Source organism: Microbacterium sp. JB110, assembly GCF_003335195.1.
Classification (GTDB): domain Bacteria; phylum Actinomycetota; class Actinomycetes; order Actinomycetales; family Microbacteriaceae; genus Microbacterium.
On sequence record NZ_QPGM01000007.1, the window covers coordinates 1 to 14876 of the forward strand.

Below are 14876 nucleotides of genomic sequence, written 5' to 3' on the forward strand. Positions count from 1 at the left end.
GAGACGCTGCCGGCGGCGGCGGCCGTCGCGCGCCTCGCCGCGCGGTAGCAGCGGGCGAAGTTCTCCTGCTGGACACCTCGCGGTCAGCCGGTCGAAATACTGCACTGCGACTCTGAAGTCTTCACCCGTGACTTCCGAGGGAACTCCATGTCAACTACTCCGCACGGCCGCCGCATCGCGGCCGCAGCATCCGGGCTGGCGCTCGCCGCGTCCGCTCTCGTCCTCGTGCCGTCCGCGGCGACGGCCTCGCCCGAGGGCGACGCACTCATCATCAGTGAGGTGTACGGCGGCGGGGGCAACTCCGGTGCACCTGTGACCCACGACTTCGTCGAGCTGTACAACCCGACGGGCGCCGACATCGATCTGGGCGGCTACGCCGTCGAGTATCGTTCGTCATCCGGCGGGTCCGGCGGCATCGCGGTCCTCGAAGGCACGATCGAGTCGGACACTCACTTCCTGCTGCAGCTCGCGGCGGGCAGCAACGGTGACGTCACCCCCCTTCCGACGCCGGATGCCGAAGCGAGCATCAACATGTCAGGTTCGAACGGGCGAGTGTTCCTGTTCGAGAGCGATTCGGACTTCGACAGCTCGGTCGCCGGAGACCGCGCAGGTGCCGCAGGGCTGGTCGACATGGTCGGATACGGTTCGGCCGCGAGCTTCGAAGGAGCAGCGACTGACCCGCTGAGCAACTCCACGAGCGCGTCGCGCGACGCGGCTGGCACGGACACGGACGACAACTCCGCCGACTTCACCGTGGGCGACCCGACGCCGACCAACTCTGCGGGCGAGACCGCGGGCGACGGCTCATCGGAGGATCCGGATGAGCCGCAGGAGCCTGTCGAGCACGGTGACGCTGTCAGCATCGCTGAGGCGAACGGCGCGGTCGGCGAGACCGTCACCGTCGACGGCGTCGTCACCGCCGATTACCGCGACGGCGGCTTCAACGGCTTCACGATCCAGGATCCTGCAGGCGACCCGAACGACGGCGTCTCCGACGCGATCTTCGTGTGGGGTGACTCGGCACGGGCGGAGATCGGCCAGAGCGTGCGTGTGACCGGTGACGTGAGCGTCTACAACGGGCTCACCGAGATCACCGCTGACCTCGTCACGACGTTCGAGGTGGGCCTCGGGGAGGTCGCCCCGATCACCTCCTGGGAGGTCATCGCCACCGATGAGGACAAGCAGGCGCACCAGAGCGAGCTCGTCCAGATCGACGGCTTCACCGTCACGGACAACTACGACGCGAACTTCTACGGCTCGTTCGGGCTCGCGTACGGGGATGAGCCGCTGCGCCAGCCGACCGATCACGTCGACCCGCACGACGAGGCGGCGATCGCCGCTGCTGAGGCGGAGAACGCGGCGAAGTTCATCAAGCTCGATGACGGCCGCAGCACGAACTTCAGCAATCAGCAGGACGTGCCGCTGTCGTACCTCACGCCTGAGACGCCCGTGCGCGTGGGAGCTTCGGTGACGATGAACGAGCCCTTCGTGCTCGACTACCGCTACGACAGCTGGAACTTCCAGCCCACGACGCCGGTGAACGGCGACGCGTCCGACATCGTGACCTTCAGCGATGAGCGCGCGGCGAACGCCGCCCCGGCCGAGGTCGGAGGCGACCTCTCGCTGGCGACCTTCAACGTGCTCAACTACTTCCCGACCACGGGGGAGGAGTTCGAAGCCGCAGGGCTCGGCACCTGCTCCTTCTACACGGACCGCGAAGGCAACCCGGTGGCCAACAACCGCTGCAACCCGGACGGACCGCGAGGTGCGGCGGACGAGGAGAATCTCGATCGCCAGCAGACGAAGATCGTGAACGCGATCATCGACCTCGATGCGTCCGTCGTGTCGCTGGAGGAGATCGAGAACTCCGCCCACTACGACAAGGACCGTGACTTCGCGGTGGAGACGCTCGTCGGCGCGCTGAACGAGCAGGCCGGCGCAGACACGTGGGGCTTCGCCGCCAGTCCGGAGGAGCTGCCCACTGACGAAGACGTCATCCGCAACGCGTTCATCTACCAGACCGCCGAGGTCGAGACGGTGGGCGAGTCGCACATCCTGGTCGACGACCCCGCATTCGGCAACGCGCGCGAGCCGCTCGTGCAGGCGTTCGCGCCTGTGGGAGCCGATGACGCGGACGCGTTCATGGTCGCCACCAACCACCTCAAGTCGAAGGGTTCAGGCACCGACGACGGCACGGGCCAGGGCAACGCGAACCCCGACCGGATCGCGCAAGCCGAGGCACTGGTCGACTTCGCTGCGGAGCAGGGCCAGGACGCTGGGATCGACGCTGTGTTCCTCGCAGGCGACTTCAACGCATACGCCGCGGAGGACCCTGCCGTCGTCATCGAGGAGGCGGGCTACACCAACCTCAACTATGCGCTGAACGGGGGAGAGGCCACCTACAACTACGACGGTCTCGACGGCTCGCTCGACCATGTGTTCGCCAACTCCGCCGCTCTCGACCTGGTGACGGGCGTGGACGTGTGGCAGATCAATGCGCAGGAGCAGGTGGGCTTCGAATACAGCCGCTACAACTACAACGCGACGCTGCTGTACGACGAGAGCATCTTCCGCGCCAGCGACCACAATCCGATCCTGGTCGGGCTGCAGACGCAGGAAGCGGAGGAGCCGACCGATCCGGAGGAGCCTGGCACGGAAGAGCCGACTGACCCGGAGGAGCCCGGCACGGAAGAGCCGACCGACCCGGAGGAGCCTGGCACAGAGGAGCCGACCGACCCGGATGAGCCGGGCACGGACGGATCGGGCACGGATGAGCCGGGCACGGACGGATCGGACCAGGACGGAGCCGGCACGGATGCGCCGGTGACGGACGATGCTCAGGCGGGTGACGACGAGGCTCTCGCCGTCACGGGCGGGGAGGTCGCCTGGGGTGTCGGAGCTGCGGCCGCGCTGCTGATCATCGGCGGAATCACGCTGAGCATCCTGCGCCGCCAGCAGGCGTAGGGCACGCACGAAGCGGCGGGACGATCCGAGGATCGACCCCGCCGCTTCCTGCGTGCGGTGCAACGCGCCGACGCGTGCCGAGGAAGGGCGTCTCCCAGCGACATTCGGTAACGTGGAGCGACCGGCAGGCGCGACGCCGCGAAGAACTGAAGAGGGAGAACGCAGTGGATATCGATCTTGGACTGCTCCGCAACATCGAGCGTGAGAAGGAGATTCCGCTCGACGAACTCGTGCGGATCATCGAACAGGCCGTGCTGACCGCGTACGGGAAGCACGTTTCGCAGACCGGCGAGGCGCCGGCCGGCGCACGCGCCGAGCTGGACCGCTCGACCGGCCACGTGGGCATCTACGTACCGGTGACCGACGAATCCGGCGCCGTCATCGGCGAGGAGGAGTCGACTCCCGATGACTTCGGACGCATCGCCGCCTATGCGGCCAAGCAGGTGATCGCCCAGCGACTGCGCGACATCGCTGACGATGCCGTGCTCGGCGAGTTCCGCGGCAAGGAGGGCGACATCGTCGCCGGCATCGTGCAGCAGGGCACGAACCCGAAGATGGTCCACGTCGATCTCGGCACCGTTGAGGCCATGCTCCCTCCAGAGGAGCAGGTGCCAGGTGAGGACTACGCACACGGAACGCGCATCAGGGTCTATGTCACGAGCGTCGCCAAGGGGCACAAGGGCCCGGCGATCACGGTCTCCCGCACGCACCCCGGTCTGGTGCGGAAGCTGTTCGCGATGGAGGTCCCCGAGATCGCGAGCGGCCTCGTCGAGGTTCTCTCGCTGGCGCGTGAGGCGGGCCATCGCACCAAGATCGCGGTCACGGCGACCGACCCATCGATCAATGCCAAGGGGGCGTGCATCGGTGAGATGGGGCGGCGGGTGCGTGCCGTCACGGAGGAGCTGTCTGGCGAGAAGATCGACATCGTCGACTTCGACGACGACCTCGCGACGTTCGTCGCGAGCGCATTGTCACCAGCCAAGGTCACGAGCGCGTTCGTGCTCGACGAGAGCACCAAGGCGGTCCGTGCGCTGGTGCCGGACTACCAGCTGTCGCTGGCGATCGGCAAGGAGGGTCAGAACGCCCGACTCGCCGCAAAGCTCACCGGAGCGAAGATCGACATCCAGCCGGATTCGATCATGGACGCAGGCTGATCGACCGGATGCTCCCACTCACCGAGCGCGGATCGGACACGCCAGGTGAACGCGGTCGAGGCGAGGTGTAGAATGGAATCCGTACGAACGTGCGTCGGTTGTCGCACGCGTGCTCCCCGGGCCGCCCTCATTCGAGTGGTCGCGGTCGATTCGGTTCTCGTCCCAGACGAAAAACGTTCGATGCCCGGTCGAGGCGCGTGGTTGCATCCGGCGCCGAATTGTGTGAGAACTGCGCTTCAGAGGCGCGCTTTCGCAAGAGCACTGCGTGCGTCGGGGCAACTCGACGCACACACCATCGAGGAATGGCTGACCAGCTATGGAAACCAAGTGAACGGCTCGAAATGAGACCCGTCCGCCTCTAAAGGCCTGCCCCTGTCTGGGTGGGCCACCCAGACAGGAGAATTGTGGCTAAACCACGCGTACATGAGATCGCGGCAGAGTTCGGTATCGACAGCAAGTCGGCGCTCGCGAAGCTGAAGGATCTCGGCGAGTTCGTCAAGAGCCCGTCATCCACTATCGAACCCCCGGTCGCGCGCAAGCTGCGCGCCGCGCTCCAGGAAGACGGCGCCAAGCCCGTCTCAGGAGACGACGCCGCGAAGAAGCCCGCGCCGCGCTCCGCTGCGAAGCCCTCCGCGACGCCGGGGCCGAAGCCCGGTGCCAGCGCGCCTGCGAAGGAGCCCGCTGCCCCCGTGCAGGAATCCGCTGCACCAGCGCAGGAACCCGCTGCACCGGTGCAGGAGTCGGCAGCACCCGCTGAGGCGGAGCCGAAGACTGCGGAGAAGCCGGCTGCTCCGGCTGCTGCCAAGAAGTCGTCGCCGCCGAGCCCCGGTTCTGCCAAGCCCGGCGCGCCGAACCCCGGTGGTTCCGCGCCGAAGCAGGGATCGAACCCGCCCACACCCGGCGGGGCGAAGCCAGGCGCACCGAAGCCAGGCGGCCCACGCCCCGGCAACAATCCGTTCGGCAACGCTCAGGGCATGGGCCAGCAGCGACCAGGCGGCCCGCGGCCGGGCAACAACCCGTTCGCAACCGCTCAGGGCATGGGCCAGCGCCCGACCCCTGGCAACATTCCTAAGCCGCAGCCCGGTCGCGGTCTGCAGCGTCCCGGCCAGGCTCGTGGCGGTCGTCCCGGTCAGGGCGGCGCGGAGCGCGCGCGGCAATGCGCCGTTCCAGCAGCGTCCAGCGCGCGCGCGGGCGCCGGTCGTCCAGGAGGCGCGCAGGCGGCGCCGGTCGTCCTGAGGGCGGGGGCGGCGGCGCTTCGCCGGTCGACCCGCGGCGGTTTCGCCGGTCGGCCAGGCCCAGGCGGTCGCCGCGGCGGCACGGCCGGAGCCTTCGGCAAGGGCGGCGGCAAGTCCAGGCAGCGCAAGTCGCGTCGGGCGAAGCGGCAAGAATTCGAGATGCGGCAGGCGCCGATCGTCGGTGGAGTCAAGGTTCCCCGCGGCGACGGCAGCACGCTGATCCGTATGCGCCGCGGCGCATCGATCTCGGACTTCGCCGACAAGCTCGAGACGATGCACGGCGTTTCGGTGCCGCCGGGCAACCTGGTCACGGTGCTGTTCCACCTCGGTGAGATGGCGACGGCGACCGAGTCGCTCGATGAGGCGACCTTCGAGGTCCTCGGCGTCGAGCTCGGCTACAAGGTGCAGATGGTCTCACCCGAGGACGAGGACAAAGAGCTCCTGGAGAGCTTCGGCCTCAACCTCGAGCAGGAGGAGCTCGAAGAGGACGACGAGAACCTTGAGATCCGTCCTCCCGTGGTCACGGTGATGGGCCACGTCGACCACGGTAAGACGCGACTGCTCGACGCGATCCGTCACACGACGGTGATCGAAGGCGAGGCCGGTGGCATCACGCAGCACATCGGTGCGTACCAGATCTGGACCGAGCACGACGGCCACGATCGCGCGATCACCTTCATCGACACCCCGGGCCACGAGGCCTTCACGGCCATGCGTGCCCGTGGTGCCGACGTCACCGACATCGCGATCCTTGTGGTCGCCGCCGACGACGGCATCATGCCGCAGACGGTCGAGGCGCTGAACCACGCCCAGGCGGCCGAGGTTCCGATCGTGGTCGCGGTGAACAAGGTGGACAAGCCGGACGCGAACCCCGACAAGGTGCGCCAGCAGCTCACCGAGTACGGCCTGATCGCGGAGGAGTACGGCGGCGAGGTCATGTTCGTCGACGTGTCGGCGCGAGAGAACATGGGCATCCAGGGTCTTCTGGACGCGGTTCTCCTCACCGCCGACGCAGGTCTCGACCTCCGCGCGAACCCGAACAAGGTAGCGCGCGGCATCGCGATCGAGGCGAAGCTCGACAAGGGCCGCGGCTCTGTGGCGACCGTTCTCGTGCAGGGCGGAACGCTGCACGTCGGCGACCCGATCGTCGCCGGCACGGCCTTCGGCCGTGTGCGGGCCATGATCGACGAGCACGGCGAGCGGGTCAAGGAAGCGGCTCCGTCGCGTCCCGTCCAGGTGCAGGGGCTCAACTCGGTGCCACGCGCCGGCGACCTGTTCCTCGTCTCCGAGGACGACCGCACCGCCCGCCAGATCGCCGAGAAGCGTGAGGCCGTCGAGCGCAACGCCGCACTGGCGAAGGCGCGCAAGCGCATGTCGCTCGAGGACTTCACCAAGGCGCTCGAAGAGGGCAAGGTCGAGTCGCTCAACCTCATCATCAAGGGTGACGTCTCCGGTGCCGTCGAGGCGCTCGAGGAGTCACTGCTCAAGATCGAGGTCGACGACAGCGTCCAGCTGCGGATCATCCACCGCGGCGTCGGCGCGATCACGGAGAGCGACATCAACCTCGCCACGATCGACAACGCGATCGTGCTCGGCTTCAACGTGCGTCCGGACACCAAGGCGCGCGAGGCGGCGAACCGCGAGGGCGTCGACACCCGCTTCTACAACGTCATCTACAACGCGATCGATGACGTCGAGGCGTCCCTCAAGGGCATGCTCAAGCCGGAGTACGAGGAGGTGCAGTCGGGTGTCGCCGAGATCCGAGAGGTGTTCCGCTCCTCGAAGGTCGGCAACATCGCGGGTGTCATCGTCCGCAGCGGTACGATCACGCGCAACGCCAAGGCGCGCATCATCCGCGACGGCGTCGTCCTCGCCGACGGCCTGGCCATCGAGTCGCTGCGTCGCTTCAAGGACGACGTCACCGAGGTCAGGACGGACTACGAGGCCGGTATCGGGCTCGGCAAGTTCAACGACATCCAGATCGGCGACGAGATCGAGACCATCGAGATGGTCGAGAAGCCTCGCGTCTGACGTGATTTGATGGTTCTGCCGGGTGGCCACCAGCCACCCGGCAGAACCGTTCTCGAAGGGGATATCTCATGGCCGGTGAACGCCAGGCCCGCGTGGCGGACCGCATCAAGGTGATTCTGTCCGAACGCCTGCAGAAGGGGCTGCGCGATCCGCGGCTCGGCTTCGTCACGATCACCGAGGTGCGTGTGACGGGCGACCTGCAGAACGCGTCGGTCTTCTACACCGTCTACGGCACGGACGAGGAGCGCGAGGGCACGGCCGTCGCGCTGAAAGCTGCGACGGGCATGCTCCGCAGCGAGGTCGGTCGGCACCTGAACACGCGCCTCACCCCGACGCTCGAGTTCATTCCGGATGCACTGCCTGAGGAGGCGACGCACCTGACCACGCTGCTCGCGGAGGCGCAGGAGCGCGACGAGCAGGTGCGCGGTCTCGCCGAAGGCGCGCGATACGCCGGCGACGCCGACCCGTATCGGCACGACGACGAGGAGCAGTAGCACGGCACGGAAACCCTTCCGCGACGAGGCAGACTCTTCCCTTTGGCACTGAGTGCCATTAGTGTCTGGAAGACGCAACCGTCGATGGCGAAGGGTGTACGAGTATGAGCAGACTGTGGCCGTGGGTGCGCAACCCCTGGTTCGAGACCGTGCGAGAGGCGCAGCGGCGATCGCAGCAGTTCCTGCCGCCCTCCGTGTACTCGGCGCTCGTCGCCGGGTCCGAGCGCGGGCGCACCCCGCAGGACAACCAGGACGCCTTCGCCGAGCTCGAGTTCGCCCCGCACGTTGCGGGCCACCGAGCACAGCGCGACCTCTCGACCACGATCATGGGCATCCCCGTGTCGATGCCGGTGATGATCTCGCCGACAGGTGTTCAGGCGATCCGACCCGAAGGCGAGACGGCCGTTGCGCGTGCGGCGGCGAACCGCGGCCTGATCATGGGGCTGAGCTCGTTCGCGTCGAAACCCGTCGAGGAGGTCACGGCAGCGAACGAGAACACGTTCTTCCAGATGTACTGGACCGGTACTCGGGACGCCATGCGGCACCGGATGGACAGGGCGCGTGCGGCGGGTGCGAAGGCGCTGATCTCGACGACGGACTGGTCGTACTCGTTCGGGCGCGACTGGGGGAGCCCGGAGATCCCGGAGCGGATGACGCTCCAGGCGATCTACAAGATGGCCCCTGAGGGCATCATGCGCCCGCAGTGGACGGCACAGTGGCTCAGGGCAGGGCTTCCCGATCTGACGGTGCCGAATCTCACGATGCCTGGCGAGGACGCCCCGACCTTCTTCGGCGCGTACGGCGAATGGACTCAGACGCCGCCTCCATCGTGGGAGGACCTGGCATGGTTGCGAGAGGAGTGGGGCGGCCCCTTCATGATGAAGGGCATCACCCGTGTCGACGACGCGCGTCGAGCCGCCGACATCGGCGTCGACGCGATCTCGGTGTCGAACCACGGCGGCAACAACCTCGACACGACGCCGGCATCGATCCGCTGCCTCGGCCCCGTCGTCGATGCGGTGGGGGACAGGGTCGAGGTGCTTCTCGACGGCGGCGTGCGCCGAGGCGGTGACGTCGCCAAAGCGCTCGCGCTGGGCGCCCGCGCCGTGCTGATCGGGCGGGCATACCTCTGGGGCCTCGCGGCCAACGGGCAGGCAGGCGTCGAGAACGTGCTGGACCTGATGCGCATGGGCCTCGATTCCGCCGTACTGGGTCTGGGGCACTCGTCGATCGAGGAGCTGAACCCGCGTGACCTGCACATCCCCGATGGGTTCGAGCGCGTGCTCGGCGAGGTGACCGAGTCGGCCGAGGCGCACTAGACCCCTGGTCGACTCGGCGCGTTGATCCGATCCGCCGACCGGATCAACGCGACCCGCCGTCAGGCGGTGGTCAGGTCTCGGCGTCGGAAGACGATCGCGCCGAGAGCCGCGCACACCGCGCCGATGCCGGTCAGCACGGCGATACCGGCCCATGAGACGTTCTCTGCGGGGTATTCGCCCACGTGGCGGAACGGCGAAGCGCTGAGCACGACGTCGTCGAGGTCGAGCATGTCGCCGAACAGCGACAGCAGCGCACCGACGATGAACACGGCCCACGCCAACCCGAGGATGCGCGGTGAGACGCCGTACAGCCCGACGGAGAGGCCGAGCAGCAGCCAGACAGCCGGCACCTGCGCGGCGTGCCCGAATGCGACCGGCCAGAACATGCTCCAGTCGTTCATCCCTGCCGCCGCACCGATGCCCTCGCCGACGCCCGCGAGCGCGAGCAGCCAGAGCGACCCGATCGCGGTGACGAGCGTCCACGACAGCAGCCACGCCGACCGGCCGACGCCGGTTGCCAGCACTGCCTCGGTGCGCACGCCCTGCTCCTCTGCGCGCAGCGATTGCACGGAGATGATCGCGAATGCCGCGACCATCATCGCGAAGTACACGCCCATGAATCCGACGTAGCCCTCGACGATGCCGTCTGCGCCGCCCATGATGCCGACGATCTGCTCCGGCATGCCCTCAGCGCCGTCCGCCATCGGGCGAGTGAAAGCGCCGAAGGTCACTCCGCCCAGCAGCATGGCGATCGACCAGCCGGCGATGGACGGTCGCTGCAGGCGGTAGGCCAGCGAGAGCGGGCCGCGCAGCCAGCCAGGCGCTGCGGCGCGACCCAGCCTGTCTGGCAGGATGCCTGCGGCGAGGTCGCGGCGCGACTGCAGGGCGAACGCCAGAGCGACCAGCAGTGCGAAGAGTGCGACGCCCAGCAGGAGCGGCCACCAGTCGTCGTTCGTGAACGGTGCCGTCTGCTGCGGCCAGCCCAGCGGCGACAGCCACGACAGCCACGCGAGATCACCGTTCTGCACCGCCGACATGTCGCCGAGTCCTCGGACGACGAAGCTCACGCCGAGCACCAGGCCCGCGAATCCGGATGCCGCTCGCGAGAAAGGGCTCAGCTGCACGGTCACAGCGGCGACACCCGCGAAGGCGAGGCCTGCCGCTCCCAGGCCCGCACCGAACAGCAGCGATCCTGCGGGCGCCGGCTCCGCAGCCGACGACATCATCGTCAGACCGGTCAGCAGCGCCATCACGATATTCATCAGGGCTGCGACGACCAGCGCGGCGGCGAGCGGTGCGTGCCTGCCGACCACATTCGCACGGATCAGCTCGGCACGACCGGTCTGCTCCTCGACCCTGGTGTGGCGCGAGATCGTGGTGATGCTCATGAACGCTGCGCCCAGCATGAGGCTGGTGCCGTACATTCCGACGACGAACCTCGGCACGGTGATGGCGTCGAAGCCGAAGCCGGGGCCGCCGATGAGGCCCATGATGGGGTTCGCCGCGAACGCGGTCATCGCGTTCAGCGCTTCCTCATCCATCACCAGGGCGATCACGTTCGAGAAGTACGCCGCCATGATGCTCACCGCGAGCACCCAGACGGGGACACGGACCCGGTCGCGTCGCAGCATGAAGCGCAGCAGTCTGCCAGTGCCAGTCAGAGGGCCGCCCGACGACGCTGACTCTCGGCGCTCGCTGCGGGTGCGTTCGGCGACGGCGCTCATGATTCCTCTCCGTCGCCGTAGTGGCGCAGGAGCAGCTGCTCGAGTGTCGGCGGTGCTGCGGTGATGGCCTGCACCCCGTGCCCGGCGAGGTCGCGCATGATCGCGGGGAGGTGCTCGGTGTCCGCATCGAACCGGACGTGCTCGCCCTCAGAGAGCACGTTGTGCACTCCGGCGCGCTCGTTCAGGCCGGTGATGGGCTCGCCCGTGCGCACCGAGACGGAGGTGCGCGACAGGTGCCGCAGGTCGTCGAGCGTGCCGGTCTCGACGATCCGTCCCTGCCGCACGATCGAGATCCGGTCGGCGAGCACCTCGACCTGCGCGAGGATGTGACTGGACAGCAGCACGGTGCGCCCGGCGCGTTTGGCCTCGTGGATGCACTCCTGGAAGACCGCCTCCATCAGGGGGTCGAGGCCGGCGGTCGGCTCGTCGAGCAGCAGCAGTTCGACGTCCGATGCCAGAGCGGCGATGAGGGCGACCTTCTGCCTGTTCCCCTTCGAATACGTGCGACCCTTCTTGCGGGGATCGAGGTCGAATCTCTCGATCAGCTCGTCGCGCCTGTTCCGGTCCGCTCCGCCGCGGAGTCTGGCGAACAGGTCGATGGCCTCGCCACCGGTGAGGTTCGGCCACAGTTCGACGTCGCCCGGCACGTATGCCAGGCGCCGGTGCAGCGCGACAGCGTCCGAGAACGGGTCGCCGCCGAGCAGGCGCACGCGCCCCGAGTCGTGGCGCAGGATGCCCAGCAGGATGCGCATGGTCGTGGACTTCCCCGCGCCGTTGGGACCGAGGAGGCCGTGCACCTCGCCGCGGGCCACTGTCAGGTCGAAGCCGTCGAGCGCGGTGACTCGCCCGTATCGTTTGACGAGCCCCGCGATGTCGATCGCCGAGTTCGCGTCGGGTCGTGCGGCGGCAGTGTCTGCCGCGAGGGGTGCTGCGGTCATGGCATTCTCCGTTCGTCTCGGGGCGCCTCGGGGTCTTCCTGCGGCGCGGGGGCAGCGGGGTCGGCGGTTCCGTCGGAGCCGGTGTCGTTCGGGGTTCCGACGATGATGCCGTGCATGTACAGGTCGAGGAGCGGCTGCGAGAGGCGTGCGAGGGTCGATGGGGTGTCCTGCGTGCCCAGCACGGACTGCAGGCGATGCTGCAGCGTCACGGGCGTGAGAGCCAGGACGGCGACCATGGCCGCCTGCGCCCTGGTGTCGTCCGAGTGGCGGAAGGAGTACCCGGCGAAGCCGGAGGCGAGGAGCTCCTCGACGAGATCGACGTAATGGTCGAAGTAGCGCTGCCCGTGCTCGGACGGATCGAGCAGCGACTTGACCAAGTAGTCGACGATCGTCTGCATCCGCTCGTCGCGGAACATCGAAGCGATCGCGTCGGGTGCGGCCTGTGACGCCGCACTTCGCTTGGCGTCGAAGATCGCGCTGAAGACGTAGTCGTCGCATTCCCTCCGCAGGCCGTCCTTCGACCCGAAGTGATGGATGATCAGGCCGGGGGAGACACCGGCGGCCTGTGCGATGCCCCGAACGGTCGTCTGGGAGAAGCCGCCGGCAGCGAACGCCGCAACGCCCGCGTCGCGGATCCGCGCCTTCGTCGTCTGATCTTCGTTTGAACTCACGTTCAATATGCTAAACGCTTGTTCAGTGCGTGGCAAGAGGGCGCAGCGCGATGTGCTGCTCGCGCCATGATGCGAAGGCGCGGGCCATGGTCGTTCCGCGGCCGAGGGTCCTCAGCGCGGCAGGTGCAGCTCACCGCCTGTCGTCTCGATGAGGCCGTCCTCGAGCAGCGTGAGCACCGCGCGGTCGCGCTGCGCCGCGTCGTGCCAATCGGCGAGGACGCGCTGCTGCGGGATCGGTGCGGTCGCTCCGCGCAGTTCGCGCATCACTGCACCCCGCGCCTGCCGGTCGCTGCCCTCGTACCTGGCCTGTTTGCGACGGGTGTCCGGGGTGTCGGGCCGGCCGGCGGCGTACCACGCGCACGCGTCGGCGATCGGACACGCCCCGCATGCGGGGGAGCGGGCCGTGCATGTGACCTGGCCCAGCTCCATCACGGCGGCATTCATCACGGCGGCCTCCGCGCGCGACGCCGGAAGCAGTGCGGCCATCTGGTCGAGGTCGGCGGGGCGGGGCTGCGCAGGGTGCGCAGTCCCGTCGATCGCCCTCGCCATCACACGTCGGGTGTTCGTGTCGACAACCGGATGACGGTCGCCATAGGCGAAGACCGCGACTGCACGTGCGGTGTAGTCACCGACTCCGGTGAGGGAGAGCAGCGTAACGACGTCGCGCGGCACGACGCCGTCATGGTGGTCGCGGATCTGCACCGCCGCCCGGTGCAGCCACAGTGCACGTCGCGGATAACCGAGGTTCGCCCACGCCTTCACCGCCTCGGCCGGGGCATCCTCCGCCAGCGATGTCGGAGTCGGCCAGTGACTCAGCCACGCCTCCAGCAGTGGGATCACTCGGGCGACGGGTGTCTGCTGCAGCATGAACTCCGAGACGAGCACGCCCCACGCGCCGAAGCCGTCCGCGCGCCACGGCAGCTCGCGCGCGTTGGCGCGGTACCAGGGCAGGAGGGCCTCGGCGATCGCGGACTGCATTCGTCCAGACTAGGACTTCGTCGGCATCGCCTACCATTCGCGTGCGTGCGTTCCTGGGAACGTGCACGGCTGATCGCGATCGAACCGTGACCGCGGCGCGGCCCTCTCGTGATCTGACGTCCGTAGCGTGTCCTGGGTGCCCTTCCCCGAACTCTCGCTGCGCCCGCGCGCGCTCGGCGCCTTCGTCGCGTCGATCGCTCTCGCCGGAGCGCTCGCCGCATGCACCGCGGTCGGAGGGTCCGGTTCCGGGGCAGAGTCGCCGCCCTCCGGCGGGCTCACGGCGCTGAAGGAGACCCCCGTCAGCTCCGCCGACGAGGACCCGGAGGATCCCACGACGTGGGTGATCTCGGCCGGCGCGATCGGCGGCGTCCGAATCGGTGACGATTTTGCGACGACGCTCGAGACGCTGCCAGGCACATGGCGATCCGTCGATGAGTGCACAGCGAGCTGGCACGGTGACGCCGGCTTCGACGTGACGTTCGCCGCAGCTGCGTCCGGCATCGCCGAAATCGAAGTCTCGGGCGAGATCGGTGCGCCGAGCCAGGCCCCGCGCACGCCGGAGGGGCTCGGACTCGGCTCCACCCGCGATGAGGTCAGGGCCGTCTACCCCGCAGCCGAGGAGACCGCCGCTCCCACGGCAGGAGCGATCGAACTGCATCCGGATGGGATGGCCGCGCCAGGTGTGACGCTGTCGTTCACGATCGGCGACAGCGGCCGGGTCGTCGGCATCGTTCTGGCGAGCGATGCCGAGGCTTCAGAAGCCTGCGCTCCGTAGGCACTACTCCGACTCGCTCGTGCGGGTGTGGACCTTCGCGCCCTTCTCATTGAAGATGCTGATCACCTGCGCCGCGCGCCCGCCGGCGGCGGACATGGCGTGCGGCGTGTGAGTGTCGAACTCCGCAGCCTCGCCGCGGGCGAGTACGAGATCCTGTTCGCCGAGGCGCAGCCGCAGCCTTCCTGTCAGCACATACAGCCACTCGTAGCCGTCGTGGGTGCGCAGCTCCGGCAGGGCGCCGCCCGCCGGGTAGGTGATCTTGAACGTCATCACCGACGAATGCTCTGGTGCGAGCGGCACGATGGTGAGACCGTCTCTCCTGACGGCTGGGCGATGCACGCGGGGATCGGTCGGCTTCGCGGGCAGGAGGTCGTCGATCCGGATGTCCAGCCGCCTCGTGAGCGGGAGCAGGAGCTCGAGGTTGGCTTGGCGTTTGCCTGATTCCAAGCGGGAGAGCGTGCTGGTCGACATGTCGGCGCTCGCTGCCAGTTCTTCGAGTGTGAGCCCGCGCGATCGTCGCTCGGCACGCAGGCGCGGCCCGATCTGATCCAGTTCTGCCCGCATTGTGCTCCTTTTGCTGATTCTGCAAGATT

At 68.3% G+C, this 14876-nt stretch carries 12 protein-coding genes; 7 read left to right on the forward strand and 5 right to left on the reverse strand.

Annotation, left to right across the window (positions count from 1 at the left end; translation table 11 throughout):
• The first annotated feature begins 147 nt into the window (after positions 1–147).
• The 6 genes from CIK77_RS12500 to mftD all read left to right on the forward strand — a co-directional run bounded on the left by CIK77_RS12500 (position 148) and on the right by mftD (position 9197).
• The gene (locus tag CIK77_RS12500; protein WP_181861416.1) at positions 148–2964 is read left to right on the forward strand and encodes an ExeM/NucH family extracellular endonuclease; all 2817 of its coding nucleotides are present in this window, start codon (positions 148–150) and stop codon (positions 2962–2964) included.
• A gap of 164 nt (positions 2965–3128) precedes the next feature.
• On the forward strand, positions 3129–4118 hold the full coding sequence (nusA, locus tag CIK77_RS12505) for a transcription termination factor NusA (RefSeq protein WP_087056430.1): 990 nt from the start codon (positions 3129–3131) through the stop codon (positions 4116–4118).
• Positions 4119–4190: 72 nt separating this feature from the next.
• A complete protein-coding gene (locus CIK77_RS12510) occupies positions 4191–4463 on the forward strand; it encodes a YlxR family protein (RefSeq protein ID WP_087056431.1) in 273 nt (90 codons plus the stop codon).
• 59 nt (positions 4464–4522) lie between these two features.
• Positions 4523–7384, forward strand: a complete 2862-nt coding sequence (gene infB, locus CIK77_RS12515; protein WP_114347264.1) for a translation initiation factor IF-2 — start codon at positions 4523–4525, stop codon at positions 7382–7384.
• Between the two features lie 68 nt (positions 7385–7452).
• Positions 7453–7878: a 30S ribosome-binding factor RbfA gene (gene rbfA / locus CIK77_RS12520; RefSeq protein WP_087056433.1), complete on the forward strand. Its 426-nt coding sequence runs from the start codon at positions 7453–7455 to the stop codon at positions 7876–7878.
• A 104-nt stretch (positions 7879–7982) separates the two neighbouring features.
• Positions 7983–9197 (forward strand): pre-mycofactocin synthase MftD, encoded by a 1215-nt coding sequence (gene mftD / locus CIK77_RS12525; RefSeq protein WP_087056434.1) that lies wholly within the window; start codon positions 7983–7985, stop codon positions 9195–9197.
• 59 nt (positions 9198–9256) lie between these two features.
• Here mftD and CIK77_RS12530 read toward each other — a convergent pair whose 3' ends face one another.
• The 4 genes from CIK77_RS12530 to CIK77_RS12545 all read right to left on the reverse strand — a co-directional run bounded on the left by CIK77_RS12530 (position 9257) and on the right by CIK77_RS12545 (position 13508).
• A complete protein-coding gene (locus CIK77_RS12530; RefSeq protein ID WP_170934255.1) occupies positions 9257–10921 on the reverse strand; it encodes an ABC transporter permease in 1665 nt (554 codons plus the stop codon).
• The gene (locus CIK77_RS12535; RefSeq protein WP_087056435.1) at positions 10918–11859 is read right to left on the reverse strand and encodes an ABC transporter ATP-binding protein; all 942 of its coding nucleotides are present in this window, start codon (positions 11857–11859) and stop codon (positions 10918–10920) included. Before CIK77_RS12535 ends, CIK77_RS12530 begins: the two co-directional genes overlap by 4 nt.
• Entirely contained in the window at positions 11856–12530 is a 675-nt protein-coding gene (locus CIK77_RS12540) for a TetR/AcrR family transcriptional regulator (protein ID WP_249268727.1), read from the reverse strand. The genes CIK77_RS12535 and CIK77_RS12540 overlap by 4 nt, the downstream gene beginning before the upstream one ends.
• Positions 12531–12641: 111 nt before the next feature.
• Entirely contained in the window at positions 12642–13508 is an 867-nt protein-coding gene (locus tag CIK77_RS12545) for an A/G-specific adenine glycosylase (protein WP_087056436.1), read from the reverse strand.
• A 136-nt stretch (positions 13509–13644) separates the two neighbouring features.
• On the opposite strand from CIK77_RS12545, the gene CIK77_RS12550 reads away from it, so the two are divergent.
• Positions 13645–14283 carry a hypothetical protein gene (locus CIK77_RS12550; RefSeq protein WP_140403577.1) on the forward strand — a complete coding sequence of 213 codons (639 nt, stop codon included), beginning with the start codon at positions 13645–13647 and terminating at the stop codon, positions 14281–14283.
• A 3-nt stretch (positions 14284–14286) separates the two neighbouring features.
• On the opposite strand, the gene CIK77_RS12555 is transcribed toward CIK77_RS12550, so the two are convergent.
• Complete coding sequence (locus CIK77_RS12555; RefSeq protein WP_087056438.1) at positions 14287–14847, reverse strand: helix-turn-helix domain-containing protein; 561 nt, start codon at positions 14845–14847, stop codon at positions 14287–14289.
• Positions 14848–14876 lie beyond the last annotated feature (29 nt).